Below are 15,920 nucleotides of genomic sequence, written 5' to 3' on the forward strand. Positions count from 1 at the left end.
ATCAACGTTGTGCGCCCAGCATCGCCAGACGGATAAAGGCCCGCTCGACCAGCGCCAATGCCGGGGCATGCTGGCCCGCAGAGCGCAGCTTGAGGTCCGTCTCGGTCAGCACCGCCAGCGCGGTTTCCAACTTCACCGCGCCCCAGTTGCGGGCTTGGCGCATCGCACGGTCGCGGTCGCGCACGCCGTAGATCGGCGCGCCAGGGTTGGCGGCGATGCGGTAGAGGGTGCGGAAATGCCGGGTGGCCATGATGGTCAGGGTCACCGGGTTCACACCTTGGCCTTGCAGCTTGCTCATCACCGGGCCGATCTCGGCGGCGCGGGTCTCGGCCACGACATGCAGGATGTCGTCGACCTCGGCCTCGGTCGAGGTGGGGGCGCAGGCGGCGATGTCGTCCAGCCCGATGTTGCTGCTGTCGCCCAGTTTATAGAGCGTGATCTTCTCCAGCGTCTGCCGGAAATCGCCGGGGTCGAGGGTGCGGGCCAGATCGGTCAGGGCGGCCATGGCGTCGGCCTCGGGCGTGAGCTTTGCGTCCTTCAGCATCTGCTCGATCTCGGCGCGGTCGGGCGGGTTGTCATAGATCGCGGTGGCAAAGGCGTTGGGGTGGGTCTCAAACGCCTTCAGCACTTTGGAGGTCTTCTTGAGATCGCCCCCGGTGACGACGATCTGCGCATCGCCCGGCTGCCATTCCTTCAGCGCGTCGAGCAGGATTTTCGCGATATTGTCATTCGCCTCTTCCACCAGCGCGGCACGCGGGCCGGGGAAGAAACCGACCGCCTTGATCGCATCGAGCAGCATCGCCGGATCGCGGCGCAATTCGCCTGCGGGCATCCGGCTGAGGCGCATCTCTTCTTCGGCATTGGGGCCGAGCAGGTTTTTCAGGAATTCCTGCCGTTTCAGCGCCACGCGCATCGCGTCGCTGCCATAGATCAACAGCCCCGTGCGCGCGGGATCGGGCCGGGCGAAATAGGGTTTCGCCTCGCGCGGGGTCAGTTTCATTGGGGCAGGTCAGCCGCGTAAAGGCGGCTGATCACGAGGTCCGCGAGACTGGTCATCAACCGCTCCTGCGCGTCCAGTTCCGCCGCGCGTGTGGCCACGGTGGTGCCGGTGGCGGAATAGCCGGTGAAGCTTTCGACCTTGCCCGAGGTCACGATCTGCCCGCTGTCGAGGTCACGCAGCGCATAGGCGGTGGTGCCCACGAGGTGGTAGCGCCGGGTATTGCCTTCGCTGTCGATCGCCAGCCCGTCTTCGACCGTGGTGGTGGTCAGCGCGAGCCCCCAACGGGGGGTGGCGGCGCGGCCAAGGCGGGTTTCCACCTCGCGCACCAGAAAATAGCCAAAGCGGTCTTCGGGGGCATCCACCAACACACGGTTTTGCAACGCCGTGCCTGCGCCGCCGGGGCCATAGACCGGCTCGAACCCGCAGGCGGCAAGCGCCAGCAGGGGCAGGGCCAGCAGGAAGCGGCGGCGCATATGGGTGGTCCTAGGCAACGACATTCACAATCCGTCCGGGCACGACGATGACCTTTTTCGGCGTGGCCCCGTCCAGCGTTCGAATGACAGCTTCATGCGCCAGCGCGGTTTTTTCAACCTCTTCCTTCGGCATATCGGCGGGGACTTGGATTTCCGCTCGGCGTTTGCCGTTGATCTGGATCGGCAGGGTGACAGTATCGTCGACCAGCATCTTCTCGTCCGCTTTGGGCCATGGAGCCTTGGCGATCAGCCCTTCGCCGCCCTGATGTGCCCAGATGTCTTCCGACAGGTGCGGGGTCATCGGCGACATGAGCTGCGCCAGCGTCATGATCGCTTCGCGCTGCGCGGCGTAGCCAGCCTTGGATTTCTGCAAGGTGGCGGTAAAGGCATAGAGCTTGGCGATCGCGGCGTTGAAGCCGAAAGATTCGATGCCCATGGTCACGTCATGGATCGTCTTATGCATGGCGCGCAGCAACTCGTCGTCGCCCGTGCCCGCTGCCTCGCGGTCCATTTCGCCCACGCGGTCGCAGATGTTCCACACGCGCGAGAGGTGTTTATAGGCTGCTTCCGCCCCGGAGGCGGTCCATTCCACGTCCCGCTCGGGGGGCGAATCGCTCAGCACGAACCAACGCGCAGTATCGGCGCCGTAGTTCGAGATGATGTGCAGCGGGTCGACGACGTTTTTCTTGGACTTCGACATCTTGGCGGAGGGGATGATCTCAACCTCGGTGCCGTCGGCGAGTTTGCCGTCGGTCACCTCTTCGGGCAGGTGATAGACCGGGCGGCCATTATCGTCGCGGGTCTGGTAGATCTCATGGGTCACCATGCCTTGGGTGAAGAGCGCGTCAAACGGCTCCACCGCGCTTTCGGGCAGGTGGCCGGTGATCTGCATCGCACGAGCAAAGAAGCGCGAGTAGAGCAGGTGCAAAATCGCATGTTCGATGCCGCCGATATATTGATCGACGTTCATCCAATATTGCGCGTCTTCCATGACGGTCGGCGTCTCGGCCCGCGGCGCGGTGAAACGGGCGAAATACCACGAGCTGTCGACGAAAGTGTCCATCGTGTCGGTCTCGCGCCGCGCGTCCTTGCCGCAGGCGGGGCAGGCGCAGTTGCGCCATGTCGGGTGCCGGTCAAGCGGGTTGCCCGGCGTGTCGAAGCTGACGTCGTAAGGAAGCTCGATTGGCAGGTTTTCTTTCTTTTCCGGCACGACACCACAGGCGTCGCAATGCACGACCGGGATCGGGCAGCCCCAATAGCGCTGGCGCGAAAGCCCCCAGTCGCGCAGGCGGAACTTAGTGACACCGTGACCGATGCCGTTCTCCTCGCAAAAGGCGATGGCGGCGTCGACGCCCTCTTCGCCGGTCTGCCATTGATCGCCCGCGAAGCCGCGATTGTAGAATACTTTTTCGGTCTTCGGCGGGACAAAGGCCGCGTCGAGCTCGGGCGCGGCGTCTTCGGACGGCAGGAAGGTCGAGATGATCGGCAGGTCGTATTTCGTGGCGAACTCGAAATCGCGCGGATCGTGGCCCGGGCAGCCGAAGATCGCACCGGTGCCGTAGTCCATGAGGATGAAGTTCGCGATATAGACGGGCAGTTCATGCGCGGTGTCGAAGGGGTGCCGCACGCGGATGCCGGTGTCCATCCCGAGCTTCTCGGCGGTTTCGATGGCCTCTTCGGTAGTGCCGCCTTTACGGCATTCGGCACAGAAGGCCGCGACGGCTTCGTCGTCACGCTCCAGCGTCTTGGCCAGTGGATGGTCGGGCGAGATGCCGACGAAGGAGGCGCCCAGCAGCGTGTCGGGGCGAGTGGTATAGACCTCGATCCGGTCGAACCCCTCGGGGGCGTCCACGGTGGAGAAGGCGAACTGCAGCCCGCGCGACTTGCCGATCCAGTTGGCCTGCATCAGTTTCACCTTGGCGGGCCAGTTGTCGAGGCTGTCGAGCGCCGAGAGCAACTCCTCGGAGTGGTCGGAGATCTTGAAGAACCACTGCGTGAGCTCGCGCCGCTCCACCGGTGCACCGGAACGCCAGCCGCAACCGTTCTCGACCTGCTCGTTGGCGAGCACGGTCATGTCGACCGGGTCCCAGTTCACCACCGCGTTCTTGCGGTAGACGAGGCCCTTTTCAAGGAAATCGAGGAACAGCGCCTGCTGCTGGCCGTAGTAGCCGGGATGGCAGGTGGCGATCTCGCGGCTCCAGTCGATGCTGAGGCCCAAAGGCTTCATCTGCTTTTTCATCTCGGCGATGTTGTCATAGGTCCAGTCCGCCGGATGGCCGCCGATCGCCATGGCGGCATTCTCGGCGGGCATGCCGAAGGCGTCCCAGCCCATCGGGTGCAGCACGTTATGGCCTGTCGCGATCTTGTAGCGCGCGATCACGTCGCCCATCGTGTAGTTGCGCACATGGCCCATGTGGATGCGCCCGGAAGGGTAGGGGAACATCTCGAGCACATAGTATTTCGGCTTATCAGCGTTGCGAACGGCCTGAAAAATGCCGTCCTTTTCCCAGGCTTGCTGCCAGCGGGCTTCGATCTCGGCGGGGGTATAGCGGGGCATGAGGGGACCTTCGTGACATGAAAAACGCCGGGCTGCTGTTTTCACAAGGCCCGGCGTTGGAACGGTGTTGAGTTAAGCGGGCTCAGAATTTGCTGTCGGACACGCGCATCTCCCGCGCTCGGCTGAGGATCGCATCCTCGACCGCGCGGGTGGTGGCCCGTGCCACGGGCTGGCCGCCCGAGGATTGCAGCGCCACATTGAGCGAACGCGCGTCCAGCGCCGGATCGTCGATGAGCACGGTCGCGCGATAGGCGCGGCCCCCGCCCGGCGGGGTGCCATAGCCCGTGACGATCACCCCGGTGAAAGGGTCGACCGATTGCACGGGCAGGAAGTTCAGCACTTCGAGCGAGGCCGACCAAAGGTATTTGTTCACCGAAACGCTGGTGTCGGTGTTCTTGCGGTTGAAGATCGACCAGATCGTATTGTCGGGATTGGTCTCGATGTTATTGGGGTTGTTCGGATTGGTGTATTGATCCGGAAGCTCTCTGGCCGGGCTGCCAAAGCGCCCGCCACAGGCGGTGAGCGCGCTGAGCGCCAGAACGGTGATTGCCAATTTGCAAGCGGTACGAAGGGCCATTGCAGCTTTCCTTTGCCTGTTTGCGCTCCGGTCTATCCAAGCAGGCCCTTATCGGCAAGGTCTATGTCATAGGAGCGCACTGCGCGGCATCGGGCGCCGCCATGGGCAGACGGGTAGCCCTGGGGTGGAGGAACTGTGGCATAGCTGCACCAACCCCGGCGACATTGCGGGTGGGGGGCGCGTGAACCTTGCCAAGTGCAGGGGATTGGGGGCAAACAGCCTGCATACCCTTACCGGATTCCCCGGTCTGGGCATATGAATTCAAACCGAGGGAAAACTCATGAAAAAAGTTCTCTTCGCTACAACAGCCCTGGTTGCGACCGCCGGTGTAGCAGCAGCAGACGTGACATTCGGCGGCTACGGCCGTTTCGGTATCATGTACAACGACAACGACTCCACTGGTGGCGACAGCGACACAGACGTTACTTCGCGTCTGCGCCTGCAGATCGACGCGACAGCTGAGTCCGACGCTGGCGTTGTCTTCGGTGCGCGTATGCGCATCCAGCAGAACAACTCTGACGACAACGTGAACGTCGCCAAAGGCCCTGATGGTGTTTACGGTACAGCTGACGACGTGACCACAAGCGGTGGTCCTGCCGGTACAGGCATCAACGGTGTGCGTTTCTTCGCTCGCACCGGTGGCTTCGAAGTTGGCGTTGGTAACATCTTCGGCGCTCTGGAATCCATGCCGGGTCAGTACCCCGTCGACATGGGTCTGACCGGTCTGGGCTATGACTACACTGCGTTTGATGACCGTGGCGACCAGTATTCCTCTGGCGGTAACGGTGCAGCTGGCTCCAACGGCGTTGAAGTCCTTTACTCCGCTGGTGATCTGGCAGTGCACGTGTCGGCTTCCGACATCAACGACCGCGTTGCTGGTTACGTTGCTTACACATGGAGCGGCTGGACCTTCGCAGTTGGTGGCCAAGACTCCGACGCGGCAAGCGACACCGAGTGGACAGCGACAGCTGGCGGTTCCTTCGGCATCGCAGACGTAACTCTCGCCTATGCTGATAACGGCACCGGTGGTGACCGCGTTGTTCTGGCTGGCCGCTTCGACGTAGGCGCTGCAACAGACATCGAAGTCTATGTTGCTGACAACGACGGCGGCACAGAAGACGACACCGGCTACGGCATCGACTTCAACCACGACTTGGGCGGCGGCACCTCGCTGCGCGGCGGTGTGGTTAAGCAGTTCGACGGCGACACCGTTGCCGACATGGGTGTTCGCTTCAACTTCTAAGTTGAACGACATACTCTGAATATTGGGGCAGGCCTTTCGGTCTGCCCCTTTTCTTTTACTCAAGGCTGTTGTTTTCTGCGCGCCTGACATGGAGGGCCGAAAATGAGTCTGAGCGACATCCAAAACCGCATCTCGAAAGCCGAGGCCGAAGCTAGCCGCGCGGCAGGATCGGTCAAGCTGATCGCCGTCAGCAAGGTTCAGCCCGACGCGCGTGTGCGTGCGGTCTTGGAAGAGGGGCACCGCTCTTTCGGCGAGAACCGCGTGCAAGAGGCGGCGGGCAAATGGCCCGGTTTTCGCGAGGATTTTGACGGCATCGACCTGCACATCATCGGCCCCTTGCAAAGCAACAAGGTCCGGCAGGCGATGGAACTGGCCGAGGCGATCCACACGGTCGACCGCCCCAAACTGGCCAAAGCCATCGCGCGGCTGGCGCAGGAGATTGGCCGCTGTCCCGACCTCTTCATCCAAGTAAACACAGGCGAGGAAGAGCAGAAGGCCGGGGTGATGCCCCGCGACGCGGATGCGTTCATTGCCGAGTGTCGCGCGCTCGACCTGCCGATCAAGGGGCTGATGTGCATCCCGCCGGTGGACGAGGCGCCGTCGCTGCATTTCGCGCTGCTGGCCAAGATCGCTGCGCGCAACGATCTGACCGGTCTGTCGATGGGCATGAGCGGCGACTTCGAGCAGGCCATCGCACTGGGCGCCACCCATGTGCGTGTGGGCTCCGCCATCTTTGGCGAGCGGGTTAGCGGATAATCAACCGCGTTGCCGGACCCACATGCGCGGCGATCCTGTGAAGGTCGCTCCGCGCAAAGGCGATGCACCCTTCGGTCGGATAGCCGGGCCGCCGCCATTGGTGAATAAAGATCGCAGAGCCGCGGCCTGCCGTGGCATCAGGCCAGTTCCAGTCGGTCAGGATTACAAGATCGTAAAGTGGATCGGCGCGGCGCAGGGCCTCATGGCTATGGGGGTAGGGGGCGCGGACGCGGTGGTTGTAATCGGCTTGGCCACTGGCGTCGGACCACAGATCGCCCGGACCGATCAGCTGGGCCCAAGCGCTTGGCGCCGGGATGCGGTCAGGCCGGTAGAGCATCCCCACCAGACGATGCACCCCGCGCGGCGTGGCGCCATCGCCTTCGCGTTTGTCATCGGTCAGCCCGCCCTTGCCGATGCTACAGGCATAGCGCCGCCCCTGAAACCGCAGCCCCGTCGGCGTCAACACCATGTCGTTCGGGGTCATAGCAGATGCCCCGATTTCGCGGCTTTGGTGGCCAGATAGGCGCTGTTGTGGCGGTTCTCGCCCACGGCCAGCGGGACGCGCTCGGTCACGGCGATGCCGCTTTGCTCCATCATGCCCACCTTGCGGGGGTTGTTGGTCAGCAGGCGCACGGCTGAGAAGCCCATCGAGCGTAGGATATCGGCCCCGAGGCGGAAATCGCGCTCGTCATCCTCGAACCCCAGCCGATGATTGGCCTCGACCGTGTCGAAGCCCTGATCCTGCAAGGAATAGGCGCGCATCTTATTGGCAAGCCCGATGCCGCGCCCCTCTTGGTTGAGGTACAAAAGCACGCCATGCCCTTCGCCGCCCATCTGCGCCAGCGCGGCGCGCAGCTGCGGGCCGCAGTCGCATTTCAGGCTGCCCATCAGATCGCCGGTGAAACAGGCCGAATGCAGGCGGCAAAGCACCGGTGCGTCGCGGGCAGGGCGGCCAATTTCGATGGCGTAATGCTCCTCGCCGCCATCTTCGGGGCGGAAGATATGCAGACGCCCGGCCTCGGAGACCTCCATCGGCAAGCGGGCGTTCACCACCGGATGCAGCGCGCTGCGCTCGGCGAGGATCGGTGCGGCGGCGCTGAGGTTAATCAAGGTCAGCCCATGCGTCCGCGCGAAATCGGCCCCCTGCGGCAGGTCGAGCACCAGCGCGGCGGGCAGCATCCGCGCGGCTTTCACCAGATCGAGCGCAGCGCAATGCGCGGCCGTATCACCGCCCCGCGCAGTCTGAAGCGGCCCTTTCATCGGGGCGCGCAGGTCGTCCGCCGGGTCGGCGATGCTTTGAACCCATGCCGGGGTCGCTCCCTCAGGCAGCAGCACCCGGGCAAGATTGCCATCATAGGCCCGCGCCTTGAGCGTCTCGGCCCGCCGCGCGGTGATCGCCAGCACCGGCGCACCGCCCAAGGCCAGCACATCCGCAAGGCGCTGCGCCGTCAGCGTCTCGGCCGCCAGCACAAGGGCGGCCTGCGCCCCATCCGCCAGAACCACGGGCACGCCCATGCGCAGATCGGCCCGCGCACGCGCCAGTTGTTCGGTGATGTCCGGGGCGAAACTCATGGTTTGTTGCAACTCCGCAAAGGCTTCCCCGTCTATCTAGGTTATATCGCAAGGAATTGAAACATTTCACGCTTTGTTGACACGAGGCTGTGAGACAGCAGTCACATCCCTTGTTCGGGCACCGCCCAAGGCGCATGTATAAGACAACAGACGGAGAGACAGATGGCCCAGCTTAAGAAAATCCTGCTTGTCGATGACGACGATGATTTGCGCGAAGCGCTGAGCGAGCAGTTGATCATGACCGAGGATTTCGACGTTTTCGAAGCGGCCAATGGCACAGAGGCGATGGCCAAGGCGAAAGAAGCGCTTTACGATCTCATCATCCTCGACGTGGGCCTCCCCGATACCGATGGCCGTGAGTTGTGCCGTCTGATGCGCAAACAGGGGGTGAAAAGCCCGATCCTGATGCTCACAGGCCATGACACCGATGCCGACACGATCCTCGGCCTTGATGCCGGGGCGAATGACTATGTCACCAAGCCGTTCAAATTCCCGGTCCTTCTGGCTCGCATCCGCGCGCAGCTGCGCCAGCATGAACAGTCCGAAGATGCCGTGTTCCAGTTGGGGCCCTACACGTTCAAACCCGCGATGAAGGTGCTGACCACGGAGGACGACCGCAAGGTGCGTCTGACCGAGAAAGAGACCAATATCCTCAAGTTCCTCTACCGCTCGAATGACGGTGTTGTGCCGCGCGATGTCCTGCTGCATGAGGTCTGGGGCTATAACGCGGGCGTCACGACGCATACGCTTGAAACCCATATCTACCGCCTGCGACAGAAGATCGAGCCTGACCCCTCGAACGCCCGTTTGCTGGTGACGGAATCCGGTGGCTATCGCCTGATGGCGTAAAAACCGGGAACCAATTCCGACCCCCGTGGTTGGAATACCTGAGAGGCGGGGTTTTCATGACCCGCACCTCGGTTTGAAGCCCGACTTTTGTACCCGGGTATAGGTACATACCTCCCTGTTGGACTGGCCGGGCCTTTGCGCCCGGTCTTTTTTTGGGGGAGTGGCGGCTTTGGCTGCCCCGGCCCGGGACAAGCCGCAGGCGATGGCCGTGACCGTAAGGAAGCCCCCCATTTCCGCATGGCACCCCCGCGCCGCCCGCGTTACTGTGCCGAACCACCCCCAGACCGGAGCCTGCCCCATGTCCTTTACCCTCGCCACTTGGAACATCAACTCCGTCCGCCTGCGCGAGCCTTTGGTGCTGAAACTGCTCGCCGAACACGGGCCGGATGTTCTGTGCCTGCAAGAATGCAAAAGTCCCGTGGACAAGATCCCCGTCGAGGCGTTCAAGGCGGCGGGCTACACGCATATGGTCGCGCGCGGCCAGAAGGGCTACAACGGGGTGGCGATCCTATCGAAACTGCCCTTGTTGGATGCGGGCGATCAGGATTTCGCCATGCTGGGCCACGCGCGCCATGTCGCGGCCAAGCTGGAGAACGGCGCCACGATCCACAACTTCTACGTCCCCGCAGGCGGCGACAAACCCGACCGCGAGATTAATGAGAAGTTTGGCCAAAAGCTCGATTACCTCTCGGAAATGCGCGACTGGTTTCATGGCGACAAGCCCGAAAAGTCGATCCTCGTGGGCGACCTTAACATCGCCCCGCGTGAGGATGACGTCTGGGACCATAAGAAGCTGCTGAAGATTGTCAGCCACACCCCGGTCGAGGTTGAAGCGCTTGGCGCGGTGCAGGATGCGGGCAATTGGGTCGACATCACCCGGCAGGATGTGCCTGAGGGCAATCTCTATAGCTGGTGGTCCTACCGCGCCGCCGATTGGGATGCCGCCGACAAGGGCCGCAGGCTGGATCATATCTGGGCCACATCCGATATCGCGCAGGCCGGACACTCCAGCCATATTGTCCGCGATGCGCGCGGTTGGGAGAAACCCAGCGACCACGCACCGGTTTTTGCCAGTTTTGACCTTTGAATCGCGCCCCTGCACGTCCATATAAGGCCAAACGCGATTAGCGAGGATGACAGCATGACCGACCTGAACCTTTCCACCGCCGCCCCTGCGGATGGCGATCTGATCAAGGACACGACCGAGGCGACCTTCATGGCTGATGTGGTCGACGCCTCGCAAACGGTGCCGGTGATCGTTGATTTCTGGGCGCCGTGGTGCGGCCCATGTAAGACGCTTGGCCCGATGCTGGAAGACGCCGTGCGCGCGACCAAAGGCGCGGTGAAGATGGTGAAGGTCAATGTCGATCAAGCCCAGAACATCGCCGGTCAGTTGCAAATCCAATCAATCCCCACGGTCTATGCCTTCTACAAAGGCCAGCCGGTCGATGGGTTCCAAGGCGCGCTGCCGCAGTCCGAGATCAAAGCCTTCGTCGACCGGGTGGTAAAAGCCGGGGGCGGCGAAGCGCCCGGTGACACGCTGGCCGATGCCGTTGCCGCCGCCGAAGAGATGCTTGCCGAAGGGGCCGCCACGGATGCGGCGCAGACCTTTGCCGCGATCCTCGAAGAAGACCCGATGAACGCGCCTGCCTATGGCGGCATGGTCCGGTCCCACATCGCCATGGGCGCATTGGATCAAGCCGAAGCGCTGCTGAACGGCGCGCCGATCGAAATCTCCAAGGCCCCCGAACTCGAAGCCGCCCATGCCCAGTTGCAACTGGCGCATCAGGCCGCCGATGCCGGCCCCGTGGCCGAGTTGACCGAGCAGGTCGAGGCCAATCCCGACGATCATCAGGCGCGCTTCGATCTGGCCCAAGCGCTCTATGCCCATAACAATGCCGAGGCTGCCGTCGACCACCTGCTAGAGCTTTTCCGCCGCGATCGGGAGTGGAACGAGGGCGCCGCCAAGGCGCAGCTTTTCACTATTTTCGAGGCACTTAAGCCCAATGACCCGGTGGTGCTGAATGGCCGTCGCAAACTGTCGTCAATGATATTTGCCTGAGGCTTCGGTCGCGCTAAGTCCCTTGTCATGATCAAGCCAGCAGAACTGCCCAAGACTATTGCTATCTTTCCGTTGGCAGGGGCGCTGCTGCTGCCCCGCTCGCGGCTGCCGCTGCATATCTTTGAGCCGCGTTACCTTCAGATGATCGAAGATGCGCTCAAGACCGACACGCGGTTGATCGGCATGGTCCAGCCCAACGAACTGCCCGGCCGGGACGGTCATGGGCTGCACCAGATCGGCTGCGCGGGCCGCATCACTCAGTTTTCCGAGACCGAGGATGGCCGCTATATGGTGACCTTGGGCGGCGTCTCGCGCTTTCGCGTGGTGGAGGAGATCGAAGGCTTTTCCCCCTATCGCCGCTGCGATGTGAATTGGTCGGGCTTTGACCGCGACTTGGGCGAAGATGAGATCGACGACAGCTTTGATCGGGCGCGCTTCCTTGACCTATTGGGGCGCTATTTCGACAGCCGCGGGCTTTCCGCCGATTGGGACACCTTGAAAGATGCCGAGGATGAGTTGCTGATCAACTCCCTTTCGATGATGCTGGAGTTCGAGGCCGAGGATAAACAGGCGCTGTTGGAAGCGCCTTCGCTGGAGACCCGGCGGGAGACATTGGTGACATTGATCGAATTCGCGATGCGCGGCGGTCAGGAAGAGGGCTTGATGCAATGACGGATGCGACCGTTCAATTCGACCGCCGGATGCTGGAGGCATTGATCTGCCCGCGCACCCAGACGACGCTGACCTATGACGCAGAAAAGCAAGAGTTGGTGTCGAAAGCCGCCGGTCTGGCCTATCCGATCCGCAACGGCATTCCCGTCATGCTGCCGGACGAGGCCCGGCCTCTGTAAAGGGGCGCGGCTGCGTTAGAGGGGCTTGCCACGCATCAATCGGGGCAGCTCGCCTGTCAGCCCTGCGGCTTCGCGGATAAAGGTTCGGCGCAGGCCGGGCAGGGCGTTGATCGCGGCCATGCCCATGTCGCGGGCCAGCCGCAAGAGCGCATTATCATTCGAAAACAGCCGGTTGAAACTGTCGGTCGCCAGTGCAAGGCTGGCATTGTCGAACCGCCGCCATTCCTGATAGCGCGCCAATACCGTGGCGCCTCCGGGGTCTTCGCCCCGGCGAACCGCATCGGCGATCACCTCGGCCAAGGCCGCCACATCGCGCAGACCCGCGTTCAGCCCCTGACCGGCGATGGGATGCACCCCATGGGCCGCGTCGCCCAAAAGCGCCACGCGCGGGGCGGTCATGGAATGGGCCAGCGACAGGCCGAGCGGATAGCTGTAGCGCGGGCCGGTCAGCGAAAGCTCCCCCAGAAAACTGCCAAAGCGGGGGCGCAGCACATCGAGGTATTGCGCATCCGGCAGGGCGTTGATCGCGGCGGCATTGGCGCTGGCCTCGCTCCAGACGATCAGGGAGCGGTTGCCGGTCAGCGGCAGGATCGCCAGCGGGCCGGGGGGCATGAAGAATTGATGCGCGATGCCATGATGCGGCTTTTCGTGATCCACCACGCAGACAAGCGCCGTTTGACCATAGGACCATGCGACACGCTTGATGCGCGCGCGCTCCGCCGTGCCGCTGCCGCGGCCATCGGCCCCTACGGCCAAGCGCGCGCGCAGGCTCTTGCCGCGCTCAAGCGTCAGGGTGATGCCGGTCGGCGTTACTGTCTGACCCGTAACGCGGGTGTCGTTCATCATGGTAATCGCCGGATCGGCGGCAGCCGCTTTCAGCAGCGCGCGGCGCAGGTGGCGGTCTTCGACCATCTGGCCCATCGGGCCTTCTTCGATCTCGGCATGATCGAAATGCATGAACATGGGCGAGGGGCCGGTGCCGGCACGCCCATCGGTGACCTTGATCTCAAGCATCGGCTGGGCGTCGTCCGCGAGGTCGGGCCAGATGCCGATGCCTTCCATCAACCTGACCGAGGTTAGCGCCAGCGCATAGGCGCGCCCATCAAAGGCGGCGTTCTCAAAGGTCTGTGCCGGCTGGGCGTCAAGCACCGCCACGCGCAATCCCGCGCGGCTGAGGGCCAAGGCAAGGGCGGGGCCATTCAGCCCGCCGCCGATGATCGCGATATCGTGGTCAAAATCCATGGCCCTAGATATGACCTGCGCGCGGGGATTGTCCATGCGCCGAACGGTCGCTAGGTTCGCCGAGAACAGCGGGAAGGGGCAGGACATGCAAGAATGGTTGGAAATGACGGCGGCGGATCTGGGGCGCGGGATCGCGGCGGGCGATATCGACCCGGTGGCGCTTTGCGATGCCTATCTCGATGCCATCGAGGCACATCCGATGCGCGACCGTATCTATGCCCGCGTCACGGCTGACCGCGCCCGCGCCGAAGCCGCCGCGGCGGCTGAGCGTGCCCGCGACGGTCAGCGCCTGTCACCGCTCGACGGTGTGCCGATCTCTTGGAAAGACCTCTTCGATACCGCCGGAACGGCCACCGAGGCGGGCTCCAAGCTGTTGGAAGGCCGGGTGCCAGAGAGCGACGCCGAAGTGTTGGCCAGCGCGACGGCCTTGGGGCTGGTCTGCTTGGGCAAGACCCATATGAGCGAATTGGCCTTCTCGGGCCTCGGCCATAACCCCAGCACCGCGACCCCGCCTTGTGTGAACGAGCCGGACAGCGTCTCGGGCGGGTCATCCTCAGGCGCGGCGGCCTCGGTCGCCTTTGGCTTGGCGGCAGCGGCGATTGGGTCGGATACTGGCGGCTCGGTGCGCATTCCGGCGGTGTGGAACGATCTGGTGGGGCTCAAGACCACCGCAGGCCGTGTGTCCCTTGCCGGGACCGTGCCGCTGGCGGGGAAGTTTGACACGGTTGGCCCGCTTTGCCGTTCGGTCGAAGACGCGGCGCTGCTGCTTGCCGCCTTGGAGGGGGGCAAGCCCGCCGATCTGCAAGAGAGCGAGTTGGAGGGCTGCCGTTTCGCGGTGCTGACCAATGTGGTGATGGATGAGCTATCCGATGCGCCCAAAGCAGCCTTTGACGCGGCGGTGGCGCGGTTGCGGGAGGCCGGTGCCACGGTTGACGAGATCGCCGTGCCCGAAGTCGAAGAGGCGATGCCGCTGAGTTCCTGTCTCTACACCACCGAAGCCTATGGGCTGTGGCGCGATGTGATCGAAGCCGACCCGGAAGCGATGTTCGGCGAAATTCTTGAGCGTTTCCGGTTGGGTAAGGGGTTCTCCGGCCCCGATTACGTCGCCGCTTGGGCCAAGCTCGATCTGGCGCGGGCGGGCTATGATCGGGCCGTGGCGGGCTATGACGCGGTGCTGGTGCCGACCGCGCCCATGCTGCCGCCGAACATCGAACGGCTGAACAGTGATCATGACTACTACCTCGCGCAGAATCTCCTATCCCTGCGCAACACGCGAGTCGCGAATCTCATGGGGCTTTGCGCGCTTACCTTGCCGACCGATACGCCGTCTTGCGGCATTTCTCTGATGTGCGCACCGGGGGCCGAAGAACAGCTTTTGCGCCTTGGTGCGGCGGCTGAAGCGGCCCTGCGCGAGGCCTAGGAGCGCACGACCGAAAAGCCACAAGGGCGGCAAAACTCCCCGGTTTTTCTGGACGGGAGAGGCGCCCTTGGGTACCTTGGGGCAAACGGGGCGAAAATGATCCCGATCCGAGGCAGTTTTGATGATGTATACCGAGCGGTTTTCGAACCTTCCGGCCCACGTGTGGCCGCGCCTGCGCGCATTGCTCGATGGGCATGAGGGCGGCGGCACACCGATTCATATGACCATCGGTGAGCCGAAACATGCCTTTCCGGCATGGGTAACCGATGAGATCACGAAACATGCCGCAGGGTTCAACAATTACCCGCCGAACGACGGCTCGCCCGAATTGCGCGCGGCGATTACCGCATGGATCGCCCGCCGCTACGGGGTCGAGATGGACCCCGAGAGCGAGGTGATGGCCCTGAATGGCACGCGCGAGGGGCTGTATAACGCCGTCATCGCGCTTTGCCCGCCCACCAAGAACGGGGAGAAGTCGGCCATCCTGATGCCGAACCCCTTCTACCAAGTCTATATGATCGGCGCGATTTCCGGTGAGGCGGACCCGATCATGGTGCCCGCCACTGCCGAGACCGGACATCTGCCCGATTTCGCGAGCCTCCCCGAAGAGGTGCTGCGGCGCACCACGGCGGCCTATCTTTGCTCTCCCGCCAATCCGCAGGGCGTGGTCGCCTCGCGCGAATACTGGGCCGATCTGATCGCGCTGGCCGAGAAGTACGACTTTCTGATCTTCGCCGACGAATGCTATTCCGAGATCTACCGCGGCACGCCGCCCACCGGCGCGCTGGAGGTGGTCAAAGAGTTGGGCACCGACCGCAACCGCGTGGTGATCTTTCATTCGCTGTCGAAACGCTCCAACCTGCCGGGGCTGCGGTCGGGCTTTGCCGCCAGTGGGGCCGAGACGATGCGCCAGATCAAACAGTTGCGCAACTACGCGGGCGCGCCGCTGCCGCTGCCCTTGCAGCAGGCCGCCGCCGCCGTTTGGGCGGATGAGGCGCATGTGGAAGAGAACCGCGCGCTCTACCAAGAGAAATACGCCATCGCCGACCGCATCTTTGGCAATGTGGCGGGCTATGCGAGCCCCGAGGCGGGGTTCTTTCTCTGGCTGCCGGTCGAGGATGACGAGGCTGCGGCGCTGAAGCTCTGGCGCGAGACCGGCGTGCGGGTGTTGCCCGGCAGCTATCTGGCGCAGAACGTTGCCGGGGGGAACCCCGGACAGAATTACATTCGGGTCGCCTTGGTGGCCCCAAAAGACGAAACGACGCGCGGATTGGAAGCGATCCGCGACTGTCTGTATTCGGCATAAGCGAGGGACGAC

Annotated in this window: 16 protein-coding genes; 9 read left to right on the top strand and 7 right to left on the bottom strand. The window is 63.4% G+C overall.

Annotated elements, in window-relative coordinates; all coding sequences use genetic code 11:
• Position 1 precedes the first annotated feature (1 nt).
• The 4 genes from holA to ACGYLC_RS03445 all read right to left on the bottom strand — a co-directional run bounded on the left by holA (position 2) and on the right by ACGYLC_RS03445 (position 4,607).
• Positions 2 to 1,000: a DNA polymerase III subunit delta gene (gene holA / locus ACGYLC_RS03430; protein WP_394398753.1), complete on the bottom strand. Its 999-nt coding sequence runs from the start codon at positions 998 to 1,000 to the stop codon at positions 2 to 4.
• The gene (gene lptE / locus ACGYLC_RS03435; RefSeq protein WP_394421704.1) at positions 997 to 1,497 is read right to left on the bottom strand and encodes an LPS assembly lipoprotein LptE; all 501 of its coding nucleotides are present in this window, start codon (positions 1,495 to 1,497) and stop codon (positions 997 to 999) included. The genes holA and lptE overlap by 4 nt, the downstream gene beginning before the upstream one ends.
• Positions 1,484 to 4,030 (bottom strand): leucine--tRNA ligase, encoded by a 2,547-nt coding sequence (gene leuS / locus ACGYLC_RS03440; RefSeq protein WP_394421706.1) that lies wholly within the window; start codon positions 4,028 to 4,030, stop codon positions 1,484 to 1,486. Before leuS ends, lptE begins: the two co-directional genes overlap by 14 nt.
• Before the next feature lie 82 nt (positions 4,031 to 4,112).
• The gene (locus ACGYLC_RS03445; RefSeq protein WP_394418136.1) at positions 4,113 to 4,607 is read right to left on the bottom strand and encodes a DUF3576 domain-containing protein; all 495 of its coding nucleotides are present in this window, start codon (positions 4,605 to 4,607) and stop codon (positions 4,113 to 4,115) included.
• 280 nt (positions 4,608 to 4,887) lie between these two features.
• Between ACGYLC_RS03445 and ACGYLC_RS03450 the strand changes: the two genes are divergently transcribed.
• Entirely contained in the window at positions 4,888 to 5,850 is a 963-nt protein-coding gene (locus ACGYLC_RS03450; RefSeq protein ID WP_271688838.1) for a porin, read from the top strand.
• Between the two features lie 102 nt (positions 5,851 to 5,952).
• A complete protein-coding gene (locus ACGYLC_RS03455) occupies positions 5,953 to 6,606 on the top strand; it encodes a YggS family pyridoxal phosphate-dependent enzyme (protein ID WP_394421707.1) in 654 nt (217 codons plus the stop codon).
• Here ACGYLC_RS03455 and ACGYLC_RS03460 read toward each other — a convergent pair.
• Both ACGYLC_RS03460 and ribA read right to left on the bottom strand, forming a co-directional pair.
• Positions 6,596 to 7,090 (bottom strand): L,D-transpeptidase, encoded by a 495-nt coding sequence (locus ACGYLC_RS03460; protein ID WP_394421708.1) that lies wholly within the window; start codon positions 7,088 to 7,090, stop codon positions 6,596 to 6,598. The two genes, ACGYLC_RS03455 and ACGYLC_RS03460, sit on opposite strands and share 11 nt — an antisense overlap.
• The gene (ribA, locus tag ACGYLC_RS03465; protein ID WP_394398764.1) at positions 7,087 to 8,178 is read right to left on the bottom strand and encodes a GTP cyclohydrolase II; all 1,092 of its coding nucleotides are present in this window, start codon (positions 8,176 to 8,178) and stop codon (positions 7,087 to 7,089) included. The genes ACGYLC_RS03460 and ribA overlap by 4 nt, the downstream gene beginning before the upstream one ends.
• A gap of 162 nt (positions 8,179 to 8,340) precedes the next feature.
• On the opposite strand from ribA, the gene ACGYLC_RS03470 reads away from it, so the two are divergent.
• The 5 genes from ACGYLC_RS03470 to ACGYLC_RS03490 all read left to right on the top strand — a co-directional run bounded on the left by ACGYLC_RS03470 (position 8,341) and on the right by ACGYLC_RS03490 (position 11,940).
• Positions 8,341 to 9,027 carry a response regulator transcription factor gene (locus ACGYLC_RS03470; protein WP_394398765.1) on the top strand — a complete coding sequence of 229 codons (687 nt, stop codon included), beginning with the start codon at positions 8,341 to 8,343 and terminating at the stop codon, positions 9,025 to 9,027.
• A 298-nt stretch (positions 9,028 to 9,325) separates the two neighbouring features.
• Positions 9,326 to 10,114 (top strand): exodeoxyribonuclease III, encoded by a 789-nt coding sequence (locus ACGYLC_RS03475; protein WP_394421826.1) that lies wholly within the window; start codon positions 9,326 to 9,328, stop codon positions 10,112 to 10,114.
• A gap of 54 nt (positions 10,115 to 10,168) precedes the next feature.
• Positions 10,169 to 11,089, top strand: a complete 921-nt coding sequence (gene trxA, locus ACGYLC_RS03480) for a thioredoxin (RefSeq protein ID WP_394421709.1) — start codon at positions 10,169 to 10,171, stop codon at positions 11,087 to 11,089.
• Positions 11,090 to 11,116: 27 nt separating this feature from the next.
• Positions 11,117 to 11,761 carry an LON peptidase substrate-binding domain-containing protein gene (locus ACGYLC_RS03485; RefSeq protein WP_394421710.1) on the top strand — a complete coding sequence of 215 codons (645 nt, stop codon included), beginning with the start codon at positions 11,117 to 11,119 and terminating at the stop codon, positions 11,759 to 11,761.
• Positions 11,758 to 11,940, top strand: a complete 183-nt coding sequence (locus ACGYLC_RS03490) for a Trm112 family protein (protein WP_394398769.1) — start codon at positions 11,758 to 11,760, stop codon at positions 11,938 to 11,940. Before ACGYLC_RS03485 ends, ACGYLC_RS03490 begins: the two co-directional genes overlap by 4 nt.
• Before the next feature lie 15 nt (positions 11,941 to 11,955).
• Here the strand turns inward: ACGYLC_RS03490 and ACGYLC_RS03495 are convergent, their stop codons facing one another.
• Positions 11,956 to 13,182: an FAD-dependent oxidoreductase gene (locus ACGYLC_RS03495; protein ID WP_394421712.1), complete on the bottom strand. Its 1,227-nt coding sequence runs from the start codon at positions 13,180 to 13,182 to the stop codon at positions 11,956 to 11,958.
• A gap of 85 nt (positions 13,183 to 13,267) precedes the next feature.
• Here ACGYLC_RS03495 and ACGYLC_RS03500 point away from each other — a divergent pair, with 85 nt between their 5' ends.
• On the top strand, positions 13,268 to 14,602 hold the full coding sequence (locus ACGYLC_RS03500) for an amidase (protein ID WP_394421713.1): 1,335 nt from the start codon (positions 13,268 to 13,270) through the stop codon (positions 14,600 to 14,602).
• Positions 14,603 to 14,723: 121 nt separating this feature from the next.
• The gene (locus ACGYLC_RS03505; protein WP_394421714.1) at positions 14,724 to 15,908 is read left to right on the top strand and encodes an aminotransferase class I/II-fold pyridoxal phosphate-dependent enzyme; all 1,185 of its coding nucleotides are present in this window, start codon (positions 14,724 to 14,726) and stop codon (positions 15,906 to 15,908) included.
• The last annotated feature ends 12 nt before the right edge of the window (positions 15,909 to 15,920 follow it).

The organism is Sulfitobacter sp. 1A12157 (assembly GCF_043557345.1).
Lineage (GTDB): Bacteria > Pseudomonadota > Alphaproteobacteria > Rhodobacterales > Rhodobacteraceae > Sulfitobacter.

Coding starts and splice junctions, on each gene's coding strand:
- ACGYLC_RS03470 (WP_394398765.1), top strand. CDS start 8,341: ATGGCCCAGCTTAAGAAAATCCTGCTTGTCGATGACGACGATGATTTG.
- trxA (WP_394421709.1), top strand. CDS start 10,169: ATGACCGACCTGAACCTTTCCACCGCCGCCCCTGCGGATGGCGATCTG.
- ACGYLC_RS03455 (WP_394421707.1), top strand. CDS start 5,953: ATGAGTCTGAGCGACATCCAAAACCGCATCTCGAAAGCCGAGGCCGAA.
- lptE (WP_394421704.1), bottom strand. CDS start 1,497: ATGTCGTTGCCTAGGACCACCCATATGCGCCGCCGCTTCCTGCTGGCC.
- ACGYLC_RS03505 (WP_394421714.1), top strand. CDS start 14,724: ATGATGTATACCGAGCGGTTTTCGAACCTTCCGGCCCACGTGTGGCCG.
- ACGYLC_RS03500 (WP_394421713.1), top strand. CDS start 13,268: ATGCAAGAATGGTTGGAAATGACGGCGGCGGATCTGGGGCGCGGGATC.
- ACGYLC_RS03495 (WP_394421712.1), bottom strand. CDS start 13,182: ATGGATTTTGACCACGATATCGCGATCATCGGCGGCGGGCTGAATGGC.
- ACGYLC_RS03490 (WP_394398769.1), top strand. CDS start 11,758: ATGACGGATGCGACCGTTCAATTCGACCGCCGGATGCTGGAGGCATTG.
- ACGYLC_RS03475 (WP_394421826.1), top strand. CDS start 9,326: ATGTCCTTTACCCTCGCCACTTGGAACATCAACTCCGTCCGCCTGCGC.
- ACGYLC_RS03450 (WP_271688838.1), top strand. CDS start 4,888: ATGAAAAAAGTTCTCTTCGCTACAACAGCCCTGGTTGCGACCGCCGGT.
- ACGYLC_RS03460 (WP_394421708.1), bottom strand. CDS start 7,090: ATGACCCCGAACGACATGGTGTTGACGCCGACGGGGCTGCGGTTTCAG.
- leuS (WP_394421706.1), bottom strand. CDS start 4,030: ATGCCCCGCTATACCCCCGCCGAGATCGAAGCCCGCTGGCAGCAAGCC.
- ACGYLC_RS03485 (WP_394421710.1), top strand. CDS start 11,117: ATGATCAAGCCAGCAGAACTGCCCAAGACTATTGCTATCTTTCCGTTG.
- ACGYLC_RS03445 (WP_394418136.1), bottom strand. CDS start 4,607: ATGGCCCTTCGTACCGCTTGCAAATTGGCAATCACCGTTCTGGCGCTC.
- holA (WP_394398753.1), bottom strand. CDS start 1,000: ATGAAACTGACCCCGCGCGAGGCGAAACCCTATTTCGCCCGGCCCGAT.
- ribA (WP_394398764.1), bottom strand. CDS start 8,178: ATGAGTTTCGCCCCGGACATCACCGAACAACTGGCGCGTGCGCGGGCC.